The sequence below is a fragment of the Roseomonas populi genome, from assembly GCF_024594815.1.
In the GTDB taxonomy this organism is placed as follows: Bacteria; Pseudomonadota; Alphaproteobacteria; order Acetobacterales; family Acetobacteraceae; genus Roseomonas; species Roseomonas populi.
In genome coordinates this window covers 303,449-325,659 of sequence record NZ_JANJOU010000001.1, presented here as the reverse complement: position 1 = coordinate 325,659, position 22,211 = coordinate 303,449, and the positions used below count along the sequence as shown (strand labels likewise).

Sequence of the window (22,211 nt, the reverse complement as noted above, 5' to 3'; positions counted from 1 at the left end):
CGGGGCGCTGTGGCGGGCGTGCCACAGCCCCCCCTTGCATTTCGGTCACATACCCTTGAGCAGGTCCGATTCAGGGGTTGCGCCCAGTGCGCCCAGGGGAAAGACGCGCGTCGCGTGCCCCATCTTCCGCCCCGGCCGGGCCTCCGCCTTGCCGTAGAGGTGCAGGAACACGTCGGGCTCCCCGGCGATTCCCGGCCAGCGCGCCATTCCCTCCGGCCCGATGAGGTTCCGCATCACCGCGTCCGCGTGCCGGGCGGTGGAGGCCAGGGGCAGCCCGGCCACGGCGCGGGCGTGCTGGTCGAACTGGCTGGCCCCGCAGGCATCCATCGTCCAGTGGCCGGAATTGTGCGGCCGCGGCGCGATCTCGTTGCCCAGCAGCGTCCCGTCCGGCAGCAGGAAGAGCTCCACGGCCAGCACCCCCACCAGCTCCAACGCCTCCGCGACCGCGGCGGCGTGGCGGCGCGCGGCGGCGGCCGCCTCCGCCGGCACGCGGGCCGGCGCGAAGGAGAGGTCGAGGATGTGGTGCGCGTGCCGGTTTTCCACCGCGTCATAGGTGGCGGTAGTCCCGTCCACCGCCCGCGCCGCTACTGCCGAGATCTCGGCGGCGAAGGGAACGAAGGCCTCCGCGATCAACGGGTGGGGGGAAAGGCGCGCCAGCGCCGCCTCCGCCTCCTCCGCCGTCCGCACCACCGCCTGGCCGCGCCCGTCATAGCCCAGCCGCGTCGTCTTCAGCACGGCGGGCAGCCCCACCTTCGCCAGGGCGGCGGGAAGGTCGGCTGCGGAATGCACCGCGGCCCAGGGCGCCACGGGAACCCCGGCCTTCTCCAGGAAGGCCTTCTCCAGCAGCCGGTCCTGGCAGATCGACAGCGCCCGGATTCCCGGGCGGCAGGGCACGATGGCGGCCAGGTGGTCCAGCGTGGCGGCCGGCACGTTCTCGAACTCGAAGGTCACCACGTCCACGCTGCGCGCGAAGCGGCCAAGCGCGTCCTCGTCCCCGTAAGCCGCGATCGTGCTCTCCGCCGCAACCTGGGTGCCGGGCTCGCCCGCCGCCGGGGAAAAGACGTGGCACCGGTAGCCCAGCCGGGCCGCGGCCAGCGCCGTCATCCGCCCGAGCTGCCCGCCGCCGAGTATCCCGATGGTGGCACCCGGGGGCAGGGGCCTCTCGCTCACGCCGCTGCTCAAGCCGGGTCCCTCGGCACGCTCTCGGTCTGCGCCCGGCGATAGGCGTTCAGCCGGTCCGCCAGCGCAGGATCCGAGAGGGCGAGGATGGCGGCCGCGAGCAGGGCGGCGTTCACGGCCCCGGCACGGCCGATCGCCAGCGTCCCCACGGGGATGCCGGCCGGCATCTGCACGATGGAGAGAAGGGAGTCCTGCCCCTTCAGCGCGTGGCTCTCCACCGGCACGCCGAGGACGGGCAGGGAGGTCAGGCTCGCGGTCATGCCGGGCAGGTGGGCGGCGCCGCCCGCCCCGGCGATGATCACCTGCAGCCCGCGCCCGGCCGCACCTTCCGCGTACTCCACCATGCGCCGCGGGGTGCGGTGGGCGGAGACCACGCGCGTCTCGTGGGGAACCTCCAGCGCCTCCAGCATCTCGGCCGCGTGGCGCATCGTCTCCCAGTCGGAGCGCGAGCCCATGATGATCCCGACCAGGGGCGCGGCCCCGCCCATGGCTCCGCTCACGCCCCCACTCATGCGATGATGTCCGGGACGAGCCGGCTCTCCAGCGAGGAGATCTCGTCCTTCAGCTTCAGCTTACGCTTCTTCAGCCGTTGAAGCTGCAGCTGGTCGTGGAGGCTATCCTCGAGGCGGGCGATCACCGTGTCCAGGTCGCGGTGCTCGCTTCGCAACTCGTGCAGGCGACGCAGGAGGCTGTCACGTTCGGGCAGCATGGTCCCCCGGATGGATCGGGCGGCCCGTCGCGCCCCGCAACACGGGCGACGAACGGGCGGGTTGATAAGGGCGTGAGAGGTGTCGCGCCCGGGCTTCCAGATGCCATATCATCTTCGGCGCGGCGGTGACAAACGCCGCGCGGCGGCCTCGGGAGGGCTTGCGGAAGAGTAGCCCAGGGGTCGCAGTCCCGGACGAAAAAAGCAGGAGGCTCAAGCGTATGCTGAACCCGCACCGGCTGCAGTCGCTCAAGGATCGTCACGCCGCGCTCGATACGCGCATCCTTGAGGAGGACGCCCGACCCTTTCCGGACAGCCTCGAACTGGCTCGGCTGAAGCGGGAGAAGCTGAGGTTGAAGGAGGAGATGGAGCGCTTCGAGGCGCAGCGCCGCCTCCCTCAGTGATCCCCGGGGCCGATCGGGCCCCAAAATGAGCGAAGGGCGGGCTCCCCTGGGGGAACCCGCCCTTTTTCATGCTGCCGGCCAGGGCTGATCCCTGCCGCGTCCACCCCGCAGGGGAACTTTAGGCCGCGTCGTCCTCCACCGCCGTCGGGGCCGGCTCGGCGCCGATCGAGACGATGAGGGCGTTCAGGTCGGACTGGCTGCAGAGCCCGAGGATCACCGGGTCGCGCGGCTTGATGTTGGCCGCGTTCCAGTGGCTGCGGTCCCGCACCTTCGCGATCGTCTCCTTCGTGGTGCCCAGCAGCTTCGCCACCTGGGCATCCGTCAGCTGCGGGTAGTTCCGCAGCAGCCAGGCGATGCCGTCCGGCCGGTCGTTGCGCTTGGCCACGGGGGTGTACTTCGCGCCCTTGCCGCGCGCCTTCGGCTGGGGAAGGGCGCTCTCCATCATCTTCAGCCGCGCCTTCGGGTCGGCCTCGCAGCGGGCGATCTCCTCCCGCGTCAGCTGGGAATTGGCGACGGGATCGTAGCCGACGATCCCCTGCGCCACTTCGCCATCCGCGATGGCCTGCACCTCAAGCGGGTGCATCCCCACGAAATCGGCCACCTGGTCGAAGGTGAGGGAGGTCTTGTCGATCAGCCACACGGCGGTGGCCTTGGGCATCAGGGGCGTGGGCATAATGGAAACCTCGTCGCGGCCCCTTCGGGCCGGTCGGCAGGGGCCGGGGGCCCCCTGGGCTGTTGCCAGCGGATATAGAGAGGGGGATGGGGGCGGTCAAAGCCCAGAAGGAGGTCTGATGTTCGAAGAAGAGGAGCGGCGCAAGCCCGCGGCCGGCGGCTTCACCCCCGCCGCGCTGGCGGAATGGTCCGAGGAGACGCTGCGCGCCTATATCGAGGCGCTGCGGACCGAGATTGGCCGGGCCGAGGCCGCCATCGCCGCGCGGGCCGCGCAGAGGGCGGCAGCGGACGCCTTCTTCAGGAAGCCGGAATAGCAAGAGGGCCGGCAGATCACTCCGCCGGCCCCCAATACGCTACTCCCGCGAAGGATAGGGACCAGGAGCCTCAGGCCGCCTGGGCACCGCTCTCCTGGCTGTTCGCGGCCTCCACGCGGCCCTCGAGGGCCGGGCGCTGCGGGGCGCCCTGCGCGATCTCGATCCGGCGCGGCTTCAGCTGCTCCGGCACCTCGCGGCGCAGGGAGACATGCAGCAGGCCGTTCTGCAGCGACGCACCCTCGACCCGGATGTGGTCGGCGAGGACGAAGCGGCGCTCGAAGGCGCGGCCGGCAATCCCGCGGTGCAGGTAGCGACCCTCGTCATTCGCCTGCGGCGCCTTGCCGGAGACGAGGAGGACGTTGTCCTGCGCGGTGATCTCGATGTCGGACTGCGAGAAGCCCGCCACGGCCATGGTCAGGACGTAGCTGTCGTCCGCGGTGCGCTCGATGTTGTACGGAGGATAGGAAGGCGCCTCGGCGGCCGCGCGGGCGGTGTCCGCCAGGCGGGCCAGACGGTCGAAGCCGATGGCGGTGCGGAAAAGGGGAGAGAAGTCGAGAGCGTTCACGAGAAACCTCCTGCTTGAGCAAGGTTGTCGTCTGCAATTGCAAGGACTTGCGGCTGGTGCACCCCCGATCGGGCCGTGCGTCCGCTCGCCTCACGCCACCGGCCCCATTCGGGCGCCGCTGACAGCCGATAAATGGAAAAAAGGCCCCGAAGCTTCAAGCCCCGGAGCCCCACTTCATATGCGTAAATCGCAAGCCAGCATTGCGCTGGCCGCAGATCAGCCCTTGCGGGCGCCGATGCCAGCGAACTTCTTGTTGAACTTCGCGATCTGCCCGCCCGTGTCCACGATGCGCTGCACGCCCGTCCAAGCCGGGTGAGACTTCGGGTCAATGTCCAGGCGCAGCGTGTCGCCCGGCTGGCCGTAGCAGGAGCGGGTCTTGTAGGTGCTCCCGTCCGTCATGATCACGTTGATCTCGTGGTAGTCGGGATGGATATCGGACTTCATCGGGCGGGTTCCATAGACATGTGGCGCCGCCGATGCCGACCGGAAGCGCAAGACGGGCGCGTTTAGCGGGCAGCGGCACCTTGTGCAACCACGAAGCCGCCGGGAACCTCCTCTCCCCCAGGTTCCCAGCGAGATCCACGGCCCTGCCTCAGGCAGGGACCCGGCCCACCGCCTCCAGGCCCGCAATCACGGCCTGCAAGGGAGCGGCGCTGGAAACCTGTGGCGCAGCCGCACGGGCAAGCACCGTTTCCAAAATCTCAGCAGCGCTGATCAGAACGTTCGCTGCCTGCAGATCGCCCCTGTCGCCCGCGTACTCTCCCAGGCACCCCAGAACTCCGACCACCGTCGCCAGCTCGGACTTGAACCTCTGATCACTCATCATCAAGCGCGCCATTTTGTCCCCCTCTGGCGATCTGCCTCACCGCACGATTCCCGGGCGGAAGGCGGCGGGCAATGGATAAATTTGGAGACCTTTCTTAAGTATTGACGAAATTTGGAGAGGCTAGGTGAGCGAAACGGCAAATTTGCCTGTTCAGCCTGAAAACTCTCCAATGTCGCGGGTGGGATAACACTTCCGTCATACAACCTGTGGTAGGAGTGCGTCGTTCGATTGTACCTGCTGGCTTGCCATCACCCGCAACATCAGTCAGCAAGCGCAATGAATGGTGCCACTTCGCTGAGGGTTGCCACTTGATCGATTCGCAACGCACCAGCGCCCAACTCCTGAGAGAGGCTTTCGTCACCAGCCTTGAGGTACAGGTCGCGTCCATTATCAATCCGGACGAGCGCGCCGAGACGCTGCAGGACCTAGGTGATCGATTGGCTCGCCACCTCCGCGAGGCGCCGCTCCAGGGCAATGCCGAGGAGAGCGCAGCGCGGCGCGCCTTTATGCTTGAGCAGTTGGAAAAGGCTCTGCAGGAACTCCGGGGATAGGCTGCGGCCGTTCCGCATCCGAGCGCGTTGACCGGCACCACCGGTCTTTTCAGACTGGTATCGCAATCGGGGAAACGGATCATGCGCCTGCAAGGCAAAGTCGCGCTCGTCACGGGCGCCGCCTCGGGCTTCGGCGAGGGCATCGCCAGGGAATACGCCGCCCAGGGCGCGAAGGTCGCCGTGGCCGACCTGAACGAGGAGGGCGCGCGCCGCGTCGCCGAGGGGATCGGCGGCATCGCCCTTGGCGGAGACGTCTCCCGCGCCCCTGACATCCAATCCATGGTGGACGGAACCCTCTCCGCCCTCGGCGGGCTGGACATCGTGGTGAACAACGCCGGCTGGACCTACCGCAACCAGCCCTCCCTCGACGTCGCGGAGGAGGAGTTCGACCGCGTCTTCGCCATCAACGTGAAGTCCGTCTTCCTGATGGCAAAGTCGGCCTACCCCGCCCTGAAGGCCCGCGGCGGCGGCAGCTTCATCACCGTCTCCTCCACCGCCGGCCTCCGCCCGCGCCCCGGCCTCACCTGGTACAACGGCACGAAGGGCGCGGTGAACGTCTTCACCCAGTCCCTCGCCCAGGAATGGGCGAAGGACAACGTGCGGGTGAACGCCGTCTGCCCGGTCATGGGCGTCACCGGCCTCACCTCCGCCTTCATGGGGGTGGAGGACACGCCAGAAAATCGCGGCCGCTTCCTCGCCACCATCCCCATCGGCCGCCTCTCCACCCCCGCCGACATCGCCAATGCCTGCGTCTGGCTGGCCGAGGACTCCTCCTCCTTCATCACCGGTGTCCTGCTGCCGGTGGATGGCGGGCGAACGGCCTGATCGCAGATTCGGGCTCCCGGCCGATTCCGGTCCCGCCCGAACTGATCTAGGGAAGTGGTGCCGTCCCGCTCCCCGCGCGGGCGGCGTTTCCTGTCCTTGCGGGGCGGATGCCGCGATGAACATCCTCTCCATCCAGTCCTGGGTCGCCTACGGCCATGTCGGCAACGCCAGCGCCGTCTTCCCCCTCCAGCGCCTCGGCGCGGAGGTCTGGGCGCTGAACACCGTGCAGTTCTCCAACCACACGGGCTACGGCGCCTGGCGCGGCCAGGTCTTCGGTGCGGACCTGATCGGCGATCTCGTCCAGGGAATCGAGGAGCGCGGCGTCCTCGCCCGCTGCGACGCCATCCTCTCCGGCTACATGGGCGATGCCGCGATCGGGGAGGCGATCATCGGCGCCGCCGCCCGCGTGCGCGCCGCCAATCCCGCCGCCATCTGGTGCTGCGATCCCGTGATCGGCGATGTCGGCCGCGGCATCTTCGTCCGCCCGGGCATCCCGGAATTCATGCGCGACCGCGCCGTGCCCCAGGCCGCCATTGTCACCCCGAACCAGTTCGAGCTGGAGTGGCTGACCGGCCGCCAGGTCTCATCGCTCGACGACGCGAAGGCCGCCGCCGCAGCCCTCCAGGCCAGGGGCCCGGGCACCGTGCTGGTGACGAGCCTGCAGGTGGAGGACACGCCGGAGGACTCCGTGGACCTCCTGGCCGCGGAGGGCGGCGCCTTCTGGCGCGTCCGCACGCCGCGCCTGCCCATCTCCGTCAACGGGGCAGGGGACGCGATGGCCGCCCTCTTCCTCTTCCACCGCCTGCGCTGGGGCGATTCCCGCCTTGCCCTCTCCGCCGCCACCTCCTCCATCTACGGCCTGCTGCGCCGCACCGCGGAAGCCGGCGCGCGGGAGATCCTGACCGTCCAGGCGCAGGAGGAGTTCGTCACCCCCTCCCGCGTTTTCCTCGCCGAGCCCTGCTGAGGCCGAAGGGCGGCACGCGCATTGCACGCCCATTGCGGCTGACGCGCGGTCGGGCCCAACATCGCCCGGCAAAACCCGCCCTCCAGGAGGCCTCCCGATGCTCCCGATCCTTCCCCGCCGCCTCCTGCTCGGCGGCGCCCTGGCGATGCCGTTCATCCGCGCCGCCTCCGCCCAGCAGACCTTCGAGTTCGTGGCGGGCTCGCTCGGTGGCGGCTGGTACACCATGGGCGCCGGCATCGCCGCGCTCGCGAAGGACGAGGCCGACCTGCAGATCCGCGTCGTCCCCGGCGGCGGCCTGGCCAACCCCACCCGCATCAACAACGGCCAGTCCCAGATGGGCTGGGGCATCGACGCCTTCACCGCCGCCGCCGTGCGCGGAGAGGAGCCGTACCGCCAGAAGCACGACAAGATCCGCACCCTCGGCACCGGCTACTCCCCGACCGAGCACAACCTCGTCCGCGCCGCGGACAAGGGCAGCGACGACATGCGCGCGCTCCTCACGCAGCGCGGCCTCCGCATCGGATGCCCGCAGCGCTCCTCGACCGATGAGATGACGCTGCAGCGCATCCTGAAGTTCTACGGCACCTCGCCCGAGCAGATCCGCGCCAATGGCGGCACCTACCTGAACGGCTCCTACAACGATGTCGCGGCCGCCTTCGGCGACGGGCAGGTGGACTGCGTGTACTTCGCCCTCGCCAAGCCCGCCGCCATCCTGACGGAACTCGGCCAGGGCCGCCGCACCTCCAAGCTGGTGGCCTTCCCCGAGGACGTGCGGAAGCACCTGATCGACACCTACGCCTACAACCAGGGCATCATTCCCGCCGCCGCCTATCCCACGCTCCAGACGGCCGACGTCCCGGTGACGACGATGGACAGCGTGATCGTGGTGCACGAGACGGTGCCGGACGACGTGGCCTACAAGCTGACCAAGGCGCTGATCGCCGCCAAGGGCGCGCGGCTGACGCAGATCCACGCCTCCATGGCCGCCTACGACCCGAAGGAGGCCTGGAAGTACGCCGGTGCCCCGCTGCACCCCGGCGCCGCCCGCGCCTACCGCGAAGCCGGCGCGATGCCCCCGGGCTGAGGATTCTGAATTGCGCGCGCTGAAGGGTCCGCTGGGCCCGATCCTCTCGGCCTGGCTTGCCCTCGCGGCGGCGGTTCACCTGTATTTCGGCGGCGTCGGCTTCCCGGAGCCGATCGCCATGCGGGCCTTCCACCTGCTGGCCTTCGTGCCGCCGATCTTCCTCCTCTGGCCCGCCGGAAAGAATAGCCCGGCGGACCGCCCGACGGTCGCGGACTGGCTCTGGTTCGCCGCCGCCGCCGCGCCGCATGTCTGGGTCTGGGCCAACGCCGCCGCCGTCTCCGACCGCATGGAGTACGTGGACGAATGGACGCCCGTCATGTCCGGCATGGCGGTCCTCTGCATCGTCACGCTGCTGGAAGCCACGCGGCGCGCGGTAGAGCCCGGCCTCGCCTGGATGGTGATCATCAGCATCGCCTACATGGGCTTCGGCCATCTCATGCCCGGCGTGCTGAACACCCGTCCCTTCTCGGTGGAGGAGATCCTGGAGGCCTCCTGGCTCGTTCCCACCGCCGGCGGCGTCTACGGCCCGCTGACGGGCATCGTCGCCACCACCATCGCCGTATTCATCATCTTCGGCGCCTTCATGGGGGGCAGCGGCACGGGGCGCCTGTTCAGCAATCTCGGCGCGGCCGCCGCTGGCCGCTTCACGGGCGGCCCGGCGAAGGTGGCCGTGGTCACCTCCGGCCTCTTCGGCACGATGAGCGGCTCCTCCGTCTCCAACGTCATCACCACGGGCGCGATGACGATCCCGCTGATGAAGCGCATCGGCTACCGCCCTGCCGTCGCCGGCGGGATCGAGAGCGCGGCCTCCGTCGGCGGCGCCATCATGCCGCCCGTCATGGGCGCGGCCGCCTTCGTGATGGCGGAGATCACCAACATCCCCTACGGCGAGATCGTGGTCGCCGCCGCGATCGGCGCCGTGCTCTACTACTTCGCCATCCTCGCCGCCGTGCATTTCGAGGCGAAGCGCGCGGGCATGGCCCCCATGCCGAAGGCCGAGATCCCACCCTGGCGCGAGGTGCTGGCCGACACCCACCTGGTTCTTCCCATAGCGCTGCTCGTCTATCTGATGATGGAGCGCTGGTCCGGCAACTTCGCCGCTTTCTGCGCCACGGTCGCCATGGTCGCCGTCTCCATGCTGCGCGCCCGCACGCGGATGACGCCGCGCGCCATCTTCGACAGCCTGGTGAATGCCGGCCTCACCATGGCGCCGCTCGCGGTCGCCATCGCGGGCGCCGGCATCGTCGTCTCCGCGCTCACCGCCACCGGTATGGTCGTGGCCTTCGGCGGCATCATCAAGGATCTGGCGGGCGGCTCGCTGCCCCTGCTCCTCGTCCTGCTGGCGCTGACGGTGCTGGTCCTCGGCATGGGCCTGCCCACCACGCCGAGCTACATCATCGCCGCCGCCATTGGCGTGCCGCAGCTCATCGCCATGGGCGTGGAGGTGCTGCCAGCGCACCTCTTCCTGTTCTACTTCGCGGTGCTGGCGGACGTCTCACCGCCCGTGGCGGCCGCGGCCTTCGCCGCCGCCTCCATCGCCGGCTCGAAGCCAACGATCACCGCCCTGCACGCCACGCGCCTCGGCATCGCCGGGTTCACCGTCGGCTTCGCCTTCATCTACGACCCGGGGATCATGATGCGCGGCGGCCTCTACGAGATCCTCCTCGCCACCGCCATCCAGGTCGCGGCACTCGTCGCCATCACCGCGGCCTATGCGGGCTACCTCGTTTCACCCATCGGGCCGGTGCCGCGCATCATCCTCGGCACGGCCGGCCTCGTCGCGGCCTTCGTGCCGGTCTTTCCGGACCCTGTGCGGCTGGCACTGGCGGTGGCGGCGATGGGCCTCGCCTGGGCAATGGGCCGCGCTCCTGCCCCGGCGCGGGGAGTGGCCTGAAGGTCAGCGCTGCGGAAGGGAGGCTTCCTCCCCTCCGCAGCGGTTTCAGCAAGGGAAACCCGCGTCAGGCCGCCCGCGGGTCGATCCACCCGACATGCCCGTCGGCGCGCCGGTAAACGACGTTCAGCACGCCGTTCTCCCGGTTGCGAAACATCAGCACCGGCTCCTGGGAAAGATCGAGGCGCATCACCGCCTCCCGAACCGTCAGGCGGCTGATCTCCGTCAGCCGCTCGGCCACCACCGCGCCGTCCGTGTAGCCGTCCGCTGACACCACGCCGTCCGGCGCGGCGGCCTCGGGCGCCTCGGTCTCGTCTTCCTCCTCCGGGCGCAGCACCACGTCGCGCGCCGGCTCCGGCGTCACGTCACGCTCCTCCGCCAAGCTTCGGGCGTGCTCGTTCACCCGCCGCCGGTAGCGGCGCAGGCGTTTGCCGATGTGCTCGGCGGCATCGTTGAAGGCCCGGTGGGCATCCGTTCCCTCTCCCTCGGCGCGCATGTTCAGGCCGCGCCCGGCCCGCAGGTTGATGTCGCAGGCGAAGAAGGCGCGGTCCTTGCGGAAGGTCACGTGGGCATCGATGGCATGGTCGAAATACTTGCGGGTGACCTGCGTCAGCCCGTCCGTCACATGGGCCTTCAGCGCCTCACCGGTCTCAACGCCCTTGCCGGCGACCGTGATGTGCATGGAGTGACTCCCTTCTTGCCCTTGTAACCAAGTTGACCTGAGACGGACTCAGGCCGGTTTAAAGGGAACAAATCAGAGAACGGGTGCCGATTTTTCCCTTTTGCGTTGCACGGAGGAGGGGATTTTCAGCGCATCACGGTACTTGGCCACCGTGCGCCGGGCGATGTCCACGCCCTCCGCCCGCAGCCGCTCCACGATGGCGTCGTCGGAGAGAATGTCGGCAGCCGTCTCCGCATCCACCATGTCCCGGATGCGGTGCCGGATCGCCTCGGCGGAGAAGCTCTCGCCGCCGCGCGTGCCCGCGATTGCCGTGGTGAAGAAGTACTTCAGCTCCAGCGTGCCGCGCGGCGTCGCGATGTACTTGTTCGCGGTGACGCGGGAGACAGTGCTCTCGTGCATCCCCAGCTCGTCCGCCACGTCCCGCAGGATCAGCGGCCGCAGGTGGCCCACGCCGTGGCGGAAGAAGCCTTCCTGTCGCCGCACGATCTCGGCCGCCACGCGCAGGATGGTGTTCGCTCGCTGCTCCAGGCTGCGCACCAGCCAGTTGGCCGCCTGCAGCTTCTCCGCGACGAAGGCCTTCTCCTCCTTCGTCCGCGCGCCCGTCTGGCAGGTGGCGTGGAAGCCCCGGTTCACCAGCACGCGCGGCAGCGTCTCCGGGTTCAGCTCCAGCAGCCAGGTGCCGTCGGGCAGCCGGCGCATCAGCACGTCCGGCACCACTAGCGGCGCCTGCTCCCCATCCGTGGAGGCGCCGGGCTTGGGGTTCAGCCGCCGGATCTCGGCCACCATGCCCGAGAGATCTTCGGCATCCACGCCGCAGACGCGCAGCAGCCCCGCCATGTCGCGCCGCGCGAGCAGGTCCAGGTTGTCCAGCAGCGCCTGCATCGCCGGGTCCAGCCGGTTCAGCTCCGCGAGCTGCACGGCCAGGCACTCCCGCAGGTCCGCGCAGAACAGCCCGGTCGGCTCGAAGCGCTGCATCCGCGCCCGCACGCCGGAAACCAGCCCCACCTCGCAGCCCAGCGCCTCCGCGATCGCGGAGTCCGGCACCGCCAGGCGTCCCGCCCCGTCCAGCAGCGCGATGAGCTGCCCGGCGATCAGCCGCTCCTTCGGGTCGCCGAAGGCCAGCCGCGCCTGCTCCGCCAGCAGCTCCCGCAAGGATCGCGGCCGCTCGCCGGCGATTTCTTCCAGGCTGCGCCCGTCCTCGTCCCAGCTATCCGCCCGCGCCCCGCGGGAGGAGGGGTAGAGCGCGTCCCCGCTCTCGTAGGAGGAGGACCAGTCCGCCTCCAGCGGCCCCGCGCCGTCCTCCGCCATGGTGGTGGCGGAAGCCGCCTCGAAGGAATCGCGCTCCACCTGCACCGGCTCCGCGGGGGCGCTGCCCTCCTCGCGCTCCAGCATCGGGTTGCGCTCCAGCTCCTCCTCCACGAAGGCCGAGACCTCGAGGTTGCTGGACTGCAGCAGCTTGATCGCCTGCCGCAGCTGCGGCGTCATCACCAGCTGCTGCGTCTGGCGGAAATCCAGCCGAGGCGCGAGCGAGACCATCTTAGTGCGCGCGCTCCGCGCGCGGGCGCATCCGATTCAGACCTTCGGGCCTTTCGGCCCTCCGGTCATCGGAAGCTTGGAACTTGCACGCGCGCTCCGCGCGCGGGAACGGCGCCGCATCGGGCCACGCGGGGCAGGGCAGGGGGGCCGCCCCGTCGGGGAAGAAGCCGCCCCCCGCGGTCACAGGCTGAACTTTTCGCCGAGATAGACCCGGCGAACCGCCTCGTTCGCCACGATCTCCTCCGGGGAGCCCTCCATCAGCACCTGCCCGTCATGCAGGATGTAGGCGCGGTCGATGATCGCCAGCGTCTCCCGCACGTTGTGCTCGGTGATCAGCACGCCGATCCCGCGATTCTTCAGGTGCTTCACCAGGTCGCGGATCTCGCCCACCGCGATGGGGTCGATGCCCGCCAGCGGCTCGTCCAGCAGGATGTAGGCGGGGTGCGTCGCCAGCGCGCGCGCGATCTCGCAGCGCCGCCTCTCGCCGCCCGAGAGCGCCAGCGCCGGTGCCCGCCGCAGATGCGCGATGCCGAATTCCGCCAGCAGGGAATCCAGCATCGTCTCCCGCTGCTCGCGCTCCGGCTCCACCACCTCCAGCGCCGCGCGGATGTTGTCCTCCACGGAAAGTCCCCGGAAGATCGAGGCTTCCTGCGGAAGATACCCCAGCCCAAGCCGCGCGCGGCGGTACATGGGCAGCATCGTCACGTCGTGCCCGTCCAGGAACACGCGGCCCTCATCCGGCCTCACCAGCCCGGTCATCATGTAGAAGGTGGTCGTCTTGCCCGCGCCGTTCGGCCCCAGCAGCCCCACCGCCTCCCCGCGCTTGAGCGAGAGGGAGACGCCCCGCACCACCGGCCGCTTCTTGTAGCGCTTGCCCAGCCCCCGGGCGACGAGCCCCGCCTCGGTGGAGGGAGGCCGCAGCGCCTCCTGCGCCATCGCCGCCCCGCTCACCGTGTGCGCCCCTGGCTGGGCACTTGGGAGGGTTGGGCCGGCCGCGCCGCGCCACTCGGCTGCCCGCCGCCCGCCGGGGCGTTCTCCTGCCCGGAGGAGGGCAGAACCAGCCCCTGCACCCGCTGCCCGGGCGCGGAGACGAGGCGCGAGATCCCCGTGCGCAGATTCACGATCGCCTCCTGCCCCTGCAGCTGGTTCTGCCCGCGCGTGATCCGCACATTGCCCAGCACCCGCGCCATCCCCGTCACCGGGCTGTAGACGGCCCGGTCACCCCGCACGACCTCGGTCTCGGTGCGGATCTCGACGTTCCCGAACACCTCTACCCGGTCGAGCTTCGATCCCTCGCCCGGCACGCGCCGCGCGGCGCCGGGCGCCGCGGCCGGAGCCCCGCCGGGCACGCGCACCGCCGGGCCCGGAGCCGGGCTCCGCGCCGCCGCGGGCTGCACCGCCGGCGCGTTCTCCAGGAAATAGGCCACCAGCGTGTCCGCCGTGATCTGGCGGTTGTCGCTCGTCACCACCTTCGCCGCCCCGCGCGCCACCGCCATGCGCCGCTGGGACCAGTATTCCAGGCTGTCCCGCGCGGTGATCGTGTCGTTCGGCGTGGCCAGGCGCAGGTCGCGCCCGGTCAGCACCATCACCGCCTGGTCCATGTCGTACACGGCCCGGTCGCCCTGGGCCTTGTCTGTATCGGTGCTGATGCGGACATCGCCCTCCGCCTCCAACCGCCAGATCTCGCCGCCCGAGAGCGGGCTGTCGCCGCCTTCCTGCTGCTGCGCCGCCTGGGCTGCCGCCCCGCCGCGCGGGCGGTAGCGGGCGATCAGCCGCGCCGCATCCACCGTCACGCCGTCGCGCACCGCCTTCGCGTTGCCGCGCGCCACCACCACCTGCTCGTTCTGGCGCCACTCGATCCCGTCGGTCGCCGTCACCTCCACCGGCCCGCCGCCGGAAAGGTTCAGCGGCTGCGCCACGGCCCCGGCCAGGGGGAACGCGGCGAAGGGCGCCGCTACCATCGCCGCAACGGCCAGGCGCCGCACGGCCGAAATCCTGCCGGGGACCCTCACTGGCCGCCCTCCAGCACCGCGCGGGCCCGCCCGGTGAAGATCACCACCGCGCCGCGATCCCGCAGCCGGAAGCCCTCGCCCGTCACCGTGCCGAAAGTGCCCTGCGCCGCGATCGGGCGGTCGCCTTCGGCGTTGCCGCCCTTCACGTCCACCCTTGCCTCCTGCGTCTCGATCAACGTCCCGTCATCCTGCCAGATCGTCACGTCGCCCTTCATGTCCAGGATGTTCGCATCCCGGTCGAAGACGCCCGTCCTGCTCTCCACCAGCATCCAGCCCCCGCCCGAGAGCATCAGGTCGCCCCGCGGCGCCTCCAGGTCCACCACGTTGCTGCTGCCCTGCTGGGACGCGGTGAAGGCCGTCACGTTGAAGGGCCGCCCCTGCTCGTCCACGCCCTGGTAGCGCGGGTCCACCACCCGCACGGATTCCGGGGCGGCGCGGCTCATGCGGCGGAAGGAGAGCCGTGCATTCTCCCCCGTGCGCTCGAACTCCGGCCACAGCACGATCGCGGCCAGCAGGGCCAGCGCGCCGGCCGGCAGCAGGAACTTCAGAAGCCGCACCAGCCAGCGGCGGCGCAGCATGGCGCCGCGCGTGTACTGCCGCCGGGCGCGGGAGGGGATGGGCCGGTCGTCCGGCTCCTGAATCGGGGGAATCCCCTCGGCTGGCGCGCCCCCCTGAACGGGGGCGGCCTCATCCGCCCGGGCGCCGAGGAGGCCCGGGGCGCCCTCACGAGGGGCTTCGGCAGGCAGGGTGGCGCGAAGGGTCACGCCTCTTGTATGAGGCCGCCCGGCGGGCCGGTCAACGCGGATGATCGGTCCCAACTATCAAGAATCGTGCCAATGGGAATCGCTATGTTTGAATCCTGCGATGCCGCCGGGCGTCCTCAGTGCGCGAAGATGTCGGGCTCCGTGTAGCCCAGCAGGTCCAGAGCCCCGCGCACCGGCAGGAAGCGGAAGCAGGCCTCCGCCAGTTCCAGCCGGCCTTCCCGCCGCAGCATCCCCTCCAGCCGGGACCAGAGGGCGTGCAGGTGCAGCACGTCGGAGGCCGCGTAGGCCAGCTGCTCCGGGGAGAGGTCGGCCGCTCCCCAGTCGCTGCTCTGCTGCCCCTTGGAGATGTCCACCCCCAGCAGCTCCCGGCACAGGTCCTTCAGCCCGTGCCGGTCCGTGTAGGTGCGGACGAGCCTGGAGGCGATCTTCGTGCAGCGCACCGGCGCGCACTCCACCCCCAGGGCGTGGCGCAGCATCGCCACGTCGAAGCGCGCGAAGTGGAACAGCTTTACGGTGGCGGGATCCGCCAGCAGCATCTTGAGGTTCGGGCAGTCCGCCCCCCGCCCGCCGAGGGAGGGCGGCACGATCTGCACGCAATGCGCAGAGCCATCACCCGACGAGAGCTGAACGAGGCAGAGCCGGTCCCGGCGCGGGTCCAGCCCCATCGTCTCGGTGTCCACGGCCACGACGGGGCCGAGCGAAAGCCCGTCGGGAAGATCATGCTTGTGAAGATGAATGGTCGCGTTCGGCATGAAGAGCATCTCCCCCATCACATCAAACCCTTGGGGGCCGCTCTGCCGAATGTCCCTCCCGCAACCGGCGGGAGAGTGGTGCCCAGGAAAGGACTCGAACCTTCACAACCTTGCGGTCACAGGTACCTGAAACCTGCGCGTCTACCAATTCCGCCACCTGGGCAAGGAGGTCGGGCGCCTCTGTCATCGCAGCGGCGTGGCGGGCTTCTATGGGGAGGCGAGGGACCCGTCAAGGCACCCCCGACACCTTTTCGTCATGGAGCCTGGAAAGCGGCCGCACTGGCCGCTAGGTCCGAATCGGACATAATTGACCGGGTTGCGAGCGGTTCTCATCCAACACTCCACATAGGTGGCCAGAAATGCGTCAGCAAAACTTACCTATGTCGCATTTTCGCCTCGCACCGCACAATTCACCATGGCAAAACGCCGCCGAATGGGCTCCCGGGCCCAACCGGCACCACTGGACACGTTCCAGATTAGCAAGGATCGCGCCATGGCCGAGCGCATGCTGCAATTCGTCCGCCTCTCCCAGCAGACGCCGGAGAAGCGCGCCGCCACCGTGCGCCGCGAGGACTTCGACGAGATCTACGCCCGCTTCGATCCGGAGCGCGCCTCGGAGCAGGCCAGCCGCTGCTCCCAGTGTGGCGTGCCCTTCTGCTCCGTCCACTGCCCGCTCCAGCAGAACATCCCGGACTGGCTGAAGCTCACGGCGGAAGGCCGGCTGGAGGAGGCCTACGAGGTCAACTCTGCCACCAACACCTTCCCCGAGATCTGCGGCCGCGTCTGCCCGCAGGACCGTCTCTGCGAGGGCAACTGCGTCATCGAGAAGGGCTTCGACGCCGTCACGATCGGCGCGGTGGAGCGCTACATCAACGACACCGCCTGGGAGAAGGGCTGGGTGAAGCCGCCCAAGCCCCCGCGGGAGCTCGAACACTCGGTCGGCATCATCGGTGCCGGCCCCGCCGGCCTCGCCGCGGCGGAGCGCCTGCGCTCCATCGGCTGGCAGGTCCACGTCTACGACCGCTACGACCGCGCCGGCGGCCTGATGATCTACGGCATCCCCAACTTCAAGCTGGAGAAGGACGTCATCACCCGCCGCACCGCGCAGTTCGAGGAAGGCGGCATCACCTTCCACCTGAACTGCGAGATCGGCCGCGACGTCACCGTCGCTGAGCTCCGCGAGAAGCACGACGCCGTCCTCATCGCCACTGGCGTGTACAAGGCCCGCGACATCGAGGTGCCCGGCTCGCACCTCGAGGGCGTCATCCCCGCCATGACCTTCCTCACCGCGTCCAACCGCAAGGGCCTGGGCGATGCGGTACCGGAATTCGACAGCGGCGCCCTGAACGCCGAGGGCAAGCGCGTGGTCGTGATCGGCGGCGGCGACACGGCCATGGACTGCCTCCGCACCTCCATCCGGCAGGGTGCGGCCTCCGTCACCTGCCTCTACCGCCGCGACAAGGCCAACATGCCCGGTTCCATGCGCGAGGTGCACAACGCCGAGGAGGAGGGCGTCCGCTTCGCCTGGCTCACCGCGCCGGAAGGCTTCGAGGGCGAGGACAAGGTCACCGGCGTCCGCGTGACGAAGATGCACCTGGGCCTTCCCGACGCCACCGGCCGCCAGCAGGTGGAGCCCATCCCGAACAGCAGCTTCGTGGAAGGCGCCGACCTCGTCATCAAGGCCCTGGGCTTCGACCCCGAGGACCTGCCCACCATGTTTGACGAGCCCGCGCTGAAGGTCTCCCGCTGGGGCACCCTCACGGTGGACCGCAAGACCATGCAGACCAGCCTCCCCGGTGTTTTCGCCGCCGGCGACATCGTCCGCGGCGCCTCCCTGGTGGTCTGGGCCATCCGCGACGGCCGCGACGCCGCCGAGCGCATCGCCGAATACGTGAAGGCCCGCGACAGCGTGGCCCAGGCCGCAGAGTGAGCGGAGGACAAACAATGAGCGACTACGTCTCCCTGCACCACGCCAACGCCGCCCTGCTGCGCGACCAGGCGCATGTGGACATCACGGAGCACGACGCCTGCGGCGTCGGCCTCGTCGCTGCCCTGGACGGCAAGGCCCGCCGCGACGTGGTGGAAGCCGGCATCAACGCCCTCAAGGCCGTCTGGCACCGCGGCGCCGTGGACGCCGACGGCAAGACCGGCGACGGCGCCGGCATCCACGTGGAGATCCCGCAGGACTTCTTCGCGGAAGTCGTGGAGCGCGGCGGCGACCGCCTGCGCCCCGGCCGCATCGGCGTCGGCATGGTCTTCATGCCCAAGACCGACCTCGGCGCGCAGGAGCGCTGCCGCTCCATCGTGGAGACCGAGGTGCTGAACGCCGGCTACGGCATCTACTCCTGGCGCCAGGTGCCGATCGATGTCACCTGCATCGGTGAGAAGGCCAACGCCACCCGGCCGGAAATCGAGCAGATCCTCATCTACGACCCGGAGAACCGGGACGAGGACCTCTTCGAGCGCGACCTCTACGTCATCCGCCGGCGGATCGAGAAGCAGTCCATCGCGGCCCAGATCCCCGATCTCTACCTCTGCACGCTCTCCTGCCGCTCCATCATCTACAAGGGCATGTTCCTGGCCGAGAGCCTCTCGGTCTTCTACCCGGACCTGCTGGACCCGCGCTTCGTCAGCCGCTTCGCCATCTATCACCAGCGCTACAGCACCAACACCTTCCCCACCTGGCGCCTCGCCCAGCCCTTCCGCACCCTCGCCCATAACGGCGAGATCAACACGGTGCACGGCAACCAGAACTGGATGAAGAGCCACGAGACCCGGCTCTCCCATCCCTCGCTGGACGCCTTCATGGAGGACGTGAAGCCCGTCATCCAGGCCGGCAACTCCGACACCGCCAGCCTCGACAACGTCTTCGAGCTGCTGGTGCGCGCCGGCCGCGACGCGCCGATGGCCAAGGCCATGCTCATTCCCGAGAGCATCGGCAGCAACGCCACCATGCCGAAGTCCCACCAGGACCTCTTCATGTACTGCAACGCGGTGATGGAGCCCTGGGACGGCCCCGCCGCCATCGCCGCCACCGACGGCCGCTGGGTCGTGGCCGGCCTGGACCGCAACGGCCTGCGCCCGATGCGCTACACCATCACCGCGAACCGCATGCTCGTGGTCGGCAGCGAGACCGGCATGGTCCGCTTCCCCGAGGACAGCATCCTCGCCCGCGGCCGCCTCGGGCCCGGCCAGTGCATCGGCGTGGACCTGAACAGCGCCCAGTTCTACGATGACGGCCAGCTCAAGGACATGCTCGCCGCCCGCAAGCCCTGGGGCGACTGGACCGCGCGCACCACGCGCATCGACGAGATCGTCAAGTCCCACAAGGTCGAGGTCGCGACGCTCGAGGGAGAATCCCTGCGCCGCCGCCAGCTCTCCATGGGCTTCACCCTGGAAGACCTGGAAGCCATCCTGCACCCGATGGTGGAGGAGGGCGCCGAGGCCATCGGCTCCATGGGCGACGACACGCCCATCGCCGTCCTCTCCCGCCAGTACCGCGGCCTACACCACTACTTCCGCCAGGCCTTCGCGCAGGTCACCAACCCGCCGATCGACTCGCTCCGCGAGACGCGGGTGATGACGATCAAGACCCGCCTGGGCAACCTCGGGAACATCCTCGACGAGGACCCGACCCAGTGCGACATGCTCATGCTGGACAGCCCCGTTCTGTCCAACGCCGAGTTCGCGGCCATGCGCGCCTACATGGGCGACACGGCCGCCGAGGTTGACGCCACCTTCCCGGTTTCCGAAGGCGAGGCCGGCCTGCGCCGCGCCATCGAGCGCATCCGCCGCGAATCCGAGGAAGCCGTTCGCTCCGGCAACGCCCACGTCATCCTCTCGGACGAGGCGCAGGGCCCGGACCGCGCCGCCATCCCGATGATCCTCGCGGTCGGCGCCGTCCACACCCACCTCGTGCGCCACTCCCTCCGCACCTTCACCAGCCTCAACATCCGCTCGGCGGAATGCATGGACGTGCACTACTTCGCCGTCCTCATCGGCGCCGGCGCCACCACGGTGAACGCCTACCTCGCGCAGGAGAGCATCGCGGACCGCCACCGCCGCGGCCTCTTCCCCGGCAAGTCGCTGGCGGAGTGCGTGGAGAAGTACCGCAAGGCCATCGACAAGGGCCTGCTGAAGACGATGTCGAAGATCGGCATCGGCGTCCTCTCCTCCTATCGCGGCGGCATGAACTTCGAGGCGATCGGCCTCTCCCGCGCCCTGGTGGCGGAGTTCTTCCCGGGCACCCAGTCCCGCATCTCCGGCATCGGCCTCACCGGCATCGCGCAGCGCGTGCTCGCCATGCACAAGGCGGCGTGGGAGCCGAGCACCGTCGTCCTCCCCGTCGGCGGCCTCTACAAGCTCCGCCGCCGTGGCGAGGCGCACGCCTTCGAGGGCAGCCTGATCCACCTGCTGCAGAAGGCGGTGGACACGGACAGCTACGAGACCTTCAAGCGCTACAGCCACGCCGTGCGCCAGCAGCCCGCCGTCGCGCTGCGCGACCTGCTGGACTTCCGCGAGACGGCGAGCAAGCCCATCCCGCTGGAGGAGGTCGAGAGCATTACGGAGATCCGCAAGCGCCTGCTGGCGCCCGGAATCTCCCTCGGCGCCCTCGGGCCCGAGGCGCACGAGACCCTCTCCATCGCCATGAACCGCATCGGCGCCCGCTCCGACAGCGGCGAGGGCGGCGAGGACCCCGAGCGCGCGAAGCCCCGCGCGAACGGCGACAACGCCAACTCCGCCATCAAGCAGATCGCCTCCGGCCGCTTCGGCGTCACGGCGGAGTACCTGAACAACTGCCGGGAGATCGAGATCAAGGTCGCCCAGGGCGCCAAGCCCGGCGAGGGCGGCCAGCTTCCCGGCTTTAAGGTCACGGAGCTGATCGGCAAGCTGCGCCACTCCACCCCCGGCGTGACGCTCATCTCTCCGCCGCCGCACCACGACATCTACTCGATCGAGGATCTCGCCCAGCTCATCTACGACCTGAAGCAGATCAACCCCGATGCCACCGTCTGCGTGAAGCTCGTCTCGCGCAGCGGCATCGGCACGATCGCGGCGGGCGTGGCGAAGGCGAAGGCCGACGCCATCCTCATCTCCGGCCATTCCGGCGGCACGGGCGCGTCCCCCGTCACCTCCATCAAGTATGCCGGCCTGCCCTGGGAGATGGGCCTCTCCGAGACCCACCAGGTCCTCCTCCTCAACCGCCTCCGCCACCGCGTGAAGCTGCGGACGGATGGCGGCATGAAGACGGGGCGGGACGTGGTGATCGCCGCCATGCTCGGTGCCGAGGAGTTCGGCATCGGCACGGCGTCGCTTGTCGCCATGGGCTGCATCATGGTCCGCCAGTGCCACTCCAACACCTGCCCCGTCGGCGTCTGCACGCAGGATGAGGCGCTCCGCGCCAAGTTCACGGGCAGCCCGGAGAAGGTGATCTCCCTCTTCTCCTTCGTGGCGGAGGAGGTGCGGGAAATCCTCGCCTCCCTCGGCTTCCGCAAGCTGGAGGACATCATCGGCCGCACCGACCTGCTGAAGCAGGTCTCCCGCGGCGCGGAGGACCTGGACGACCTCGACCTGAACCCGCTGCTGGTCCAGGCCGATGCCGGCGGCCACCCCGCCCACTGCACGCTGGAAGGCCGCAACGAGGTGCCGGAGACGCTGGACGCGGACATGATCCGCGACGCCAGCTCCCTCTTCTCGCGCGGCGAGAAGATGCAGCTGCAGTACAACGTGCAGAACACGCACCGCGCCATCGGCACCAAGACCAGCGCGATGATCGTGCGCCAGTTCGGCATGTCCGGCCTGCAGCCCGGCCACCTCACGGTCCGCCTGCGCGGCTCCGCCGGCCAGTCCCTCGGCGCCTTCGGCGTCCGCGGCCTGAAGCTGGAGGTGCTGGGCGACGCCAACGACTACGTCGGCAAGGGCCTGTCCGGCGCCACCATCACCGTCCGCCCCGGCCCCAGCGCCAACTTCGTCTGGGAGGAGAACACCATCGTCGGCAACACCGTCCTCTACGGTGCGACGGCGGGCGAGCTCTTCGCGGCAGGGCAGGGAGGTGAGCGCTTCGCCGTCCGCAACTCCGGTGCCACCTGCGTGGTGGAGGGCATCGGCGCCAATGGCTGCGAGTACATGACGGGCGGCACGGTCGTCATCCTCGGCGCCGTCGGCGACAATTTCGGCGCCGGCTTCACCGGCGGCCACGCCTTCGTCTGGGACGCGGACCGCACCTTCGAGCACCGGCTGAACCCCGACACCCTCCTCTGGGCCCGCCTCGCCTCCTCTCACTGGGAAGGGGTGCTGCGGAACCTCATCGCCCGCCACGCGCAGGAAACGGGCTCGCGCCTCGCCGCCCGCATCCTCAACGACTGGAACGAGGAGCGGAACGCCTTCTGGCATGTCGTGCCGAAGGACTACGCCAAGCTCCTGCCCCAGCCGATGAGCGACCAGCTCCTCGCCGCCGAGTGACCCCGTTCGGGGCCGGCCCCAC

22 protein-coding genes and 1 tRNA gene are annotated in these 22,211 nt (G+C 69.9%); 9 read left to right on the top strand and 14 right to left on the bottom strand.

Annotated elements, in window-relative coordinates; translation table 11 throughout:
- Window positions 1-45: 45 nt before the first annotated feature.
- From NRP21_RS01675 to NRP21_RS01665, 3 genes are read right to left on the bottom strand one after another with little or no spacing between them, the layout of a single operon-like run.
- Window positions 46-1,170 (bottom strand): 5-(carboxyamino)imidazole ribonucleotide synthase, encoded by a 1,125-nt coding sequence (locus tag NRP21_RS01675; protein ID WP_257714424.1) that lies wholly within the window; start codon window positions 1,168-1,170, stop codon window positions 46-48.
- An 8-nt stretch (window positions 1,171-1,178) separates the two neighbouring features.
- Window positions 1,179-1,667 (bottom strand): 5-(carboxyamino)imidazole ribonucleotide mutase, encoded by a 489-nt coding sequence (gene purE, locus NRP21_RS01670; RefSeq protein WP_257714686.1) that lies wholly within the window; start codon window positions 1,665-1,667, stop codon window positions 1,179-1,181.
- Between the two features lie 20 nt (window positions 1,668-1,687).
- A complete protein-coding gene (locus NRP21_RS01665) occupies window positions 1,688-1,888 on the bottom strand; it encodes a YdcH family protein (RefSeq protein WP_257714423.1) in 201 nt (66 codons plus the stop codon).
- 218 nt (window positions 1,889-2,106) lie between these two features.
- On the opposite strand from NRP21_RS01665, the gene NRP21_RS01660 reads away from it, so the two are divergent.
- On the top strand, window positions 2,107-2,289 hold the full coding sequence (locus NRP21_RS01660; protein ID WP_257714422.1) for a YdcH family protein: 183 nt from the start codon (window positions 2,107-2,109) through the stop codon (window positions 2,287-2,289).
- 118 nt (window positions 2,290-2,407) lie between these two features.
- Here the strand turns inward: NRP21_RS01660 and NRP21_RS01655 are convergent, their stop codons facing one another.
- Window positions 2,408-2,962, bottom strand: coding sequence for a DUF1013 domain-containing protein (locus tag NRP21_RS01655; protein ID WP_257714421.1), 555 nt, complete (start codon window positions 2,960-2,962; stop codon window positions 2,408-2,410).
- Window positions 2,963-3,080: 118 nt separating this feature from the next.
- Between NRP21_RS01655 and NRP21_RS01650 the strand changes: the two genes are divergently transcribed.
- Window positions 3,081-3,275, top strand: coding sequence for a DUF1192 family protein (locus NRP21_RS01650; RefSeq protein WP_257714420.1), 195 nt, complete (start codon window positions 3,081-3,083; stop codon window positions 3,273-3,275).
- Between the two features lie 70 nt (window positions 3,276-3,345).
- On the opposite strand, the gene NRP21_RS01645 is transcribed toward NRP21_RS01650, so the two are convergent.
- From NRP21_RS01645 to NRP21_RS01635, 3 genes are all read right to left on the bottom strand, one after another.
- A complete protein-coding gene (locus tag NRP21_RS01645) occupies window positions 3,346-3,840 on the bottom strand; it encodes an Hsp20 family protein (RefSeq protein ID WP_257714419.1) in 495 nt (164 codons plus the stop codon).
- A 216-nt stretch (window positions 3,841-4,056) separates the two neighbouring features.
- The gene (rpmE, locus tag NRP21_RS01640) at window positions 4,057-4,284 is read right to left on the bottom strand and encodes a 50S ribosomal protein L31 (RefSeq protein WP_257714418.1); all 228 of its coding nucleotides are present in this window, start codon (window positions 4,282-4,284) and stop codon (window positions 4,057-4,059) included.
- Between the two features lie 148 nt (window positions 4,285-4,432).
- Window positions 4,433-4,678, bottom strand: coding sequence for a hypothetical protein (locus tag NRP21_RS01635; protein WP_257714417.1), 246 nt, complete (start codon window positions 4,676-4,678; stop codon window positions 4,433-4,435).
- A gap of 296 nt (window positions 4,679-4,974) precedes the next feature.
- Here NRP21_RS01635 and NRP21_RS01630 point away from each other — a divergent pair, with 296 nt between their 5' ends.
- The 5 genes from NRP21_RS01630 (at window position 4,975) to NRP21_RS01610 (ending at window position 9,984) form a co-directional block, all read left to right on the top strand.
- The gene (locus tag NRP21_RS01630; RefSeq protein WP_257714416.1) at window positions 4,975-5,217 is read left to right on the top strand and encodes a hypothetical protein; all 243 of its coding nucleotides are present in this window, start codon (window positions 4,975-4,977) and stop codon (window positions 5,215-5,217) included.
- A gap of 81 nt (window positions 5,218-5,298) precedes the next feature.
- Complete coding sequence (locus NRP21_RS01625) at window positions 5,299-6,042, top strand: glucose 1-dehydrogenase (RefSeq protein ID WP_257714415.1); 744 nt, start codon at window positions 5,299-5,301, stop codon at window positions 6,040-6,042.
- A gap of 115 nt (window positions 6,043-6,157) precedes the next feature.
- Window positions 6,158-7,006, top strand: a complete 849-nt coding sequence (gene pdxY / locus NRP21_RS01620) for a pyridoxal kinase PdxY (protein WP_257714414.1) — start codon at window positions 6,158-6,160, stop codon at window positions 7,004-7,006.
- A gap of 97 nt (window positions 7,007-7,103) precedes the next feature.
- Window positions 7,104-8,090, top strand: coding sequence for a TAXI family TRAP transporter solute-binding subunit (locus tag NRP21_RS01615; RefSeq protein WP_257714413.1), 987 nt, complete (start codon window positions 7,104-7,106; stop codon window positions 8,088-8,090).
- Between the two features lie 10 nt (window positions 8,091-8,100).
- Window positions 8,101-9,984, top strand: coding sequence for a TRAP transporter permease (locus NRP21_RS01610; RefSeq protein ID WP_257714412.1), 1,884 nt, complete (start codon window positions 8,101-8,103; stop codon window positions 9,982-9,984).
- 64 nt (window positions 9,985-10,048) lie between these two features.
- On the opposite strand, the gene hpf is transcribed toward NRP21_RS01610, so the two are convergent.
- The 7 genes from hpf to NRP21_RS01575 form a co-directional block, all read right to left on the bottom strand.
- Complete coding sequence (hpf, locus tag NRP21_RS01605; protein WP_257714411.1) at window positions 10,049-10,663, bottom strand: ribosome hibernation-promoting factor, HPF/YfiA family; 615 nt, start codon at window positions 10,661-10,663, stop codon at window positions 10,049-10,051.
- Window positions 10,664-10,735: 72 nt separating this feature from the next.
- On the bottom strand, window positions 10,736-12,199 hold the full coding sequence (gene rpoN / locus NRP21_RS01600) for an RNA polymerase factor sigma-54 (RefSeq protein ID WP_257714410.1): 1,464 nt from the start codon (window positions 12,197-12,199) through the stop codon (window positions 10,736-10,738).
- Between the two features lie 180 nt (window positions 12,200-12,379).
- Window positions 12,380-13,135, bottom strand: coding sequence for an LPS export ABC transporter ATP-binding protein (lptB, locus tag NRP21_RS01595; protein WP_257714685.1), 756 nt, complete (start codon window positions 13,133-13,135; stop codon window positions 12,380-12,382).
- Window positions 13,136-13,146: 11 nt separating this feature from the next.
- The gene (locus tag NRP21_RS01590) at window positions 13,147-14,184 is read right to left on the bottom strand and encodes an LptA/OstA family protein (protein WP_257714409.1); all 1,038 of its coding nucleotides are present in this window, start codon (window positions 14,182-14,184) and stop codon (window positions 13,147-13,149) included.
- A gap of 23 nt (window positions 14,185-14,207) precedes the next feature.
- Window positions 14,208-14,975 carry an LPS export ABC transporter periplasmic protein LptC gene (gene lptC, locus NRP21_RS01585; protein WP_257714408.1) on the bottom strand — a complete coding sequence of 256 codons (768 nt, stop codon included), beginning with the start codon at window positions 14,973-14,975 and terminating at the stop codon, window positions 14,208-14,210.
- A gap of 116 nt (window positions 14,976-15,091) precedes the next feature.
- Window positions 15,092-15,745 (bottom strand): ribonuclease D, encoded by a 654-nt coding sequence (locus NRP21_RS01580; protein ID WP_257714407.1) that lies wholly within the window; start codon window positions 15,743-15,745, stop codon window positions 15,092-15,094.
- 58 nt (window positions 15,746-15,803) lie between these two features.
- Window positions 15,804-15,890, bottom strand: a tRNA-Leu gene (locus tag NRP21_RS01575).
- Window positions 15,891-16,220: 330 nt separating this feature from the next.
- Here NRP21_RS01575 and NRP21_RS01570 point away from each other — a divergent pair.
- Together NRP21_RS01570 and gltB are read left to right on the top strand one after the other, a co-directional pair.
- Window positions 16,221-17,657: an NAD(P)-dependent oxidoreductase gene (locus tag NRP21_RS01570; protein ID WP_257714406.1), complete on the top strand. Its 1,437-nt coding sequence runs from the start codon at window positions 16,221-16,223 to the stop codon at window positions 17,655-17,657.
- Between the two features lie 14 nt (window positions 17,658-17,671).
- Window positions 17,672-22,189, top strand: a complete 4,518-nt coding sequence (gltB, locus tag NRP21_RS01565) for a glutamate synthase large subunit (RefSeq protein ID WP_257714405.1) — start codon at window positions 17,672-17,674, stop codon at window positions 22,187-22,189.
- Window positions 22,190-22,211: the final 22 nt, after the last annotated feature.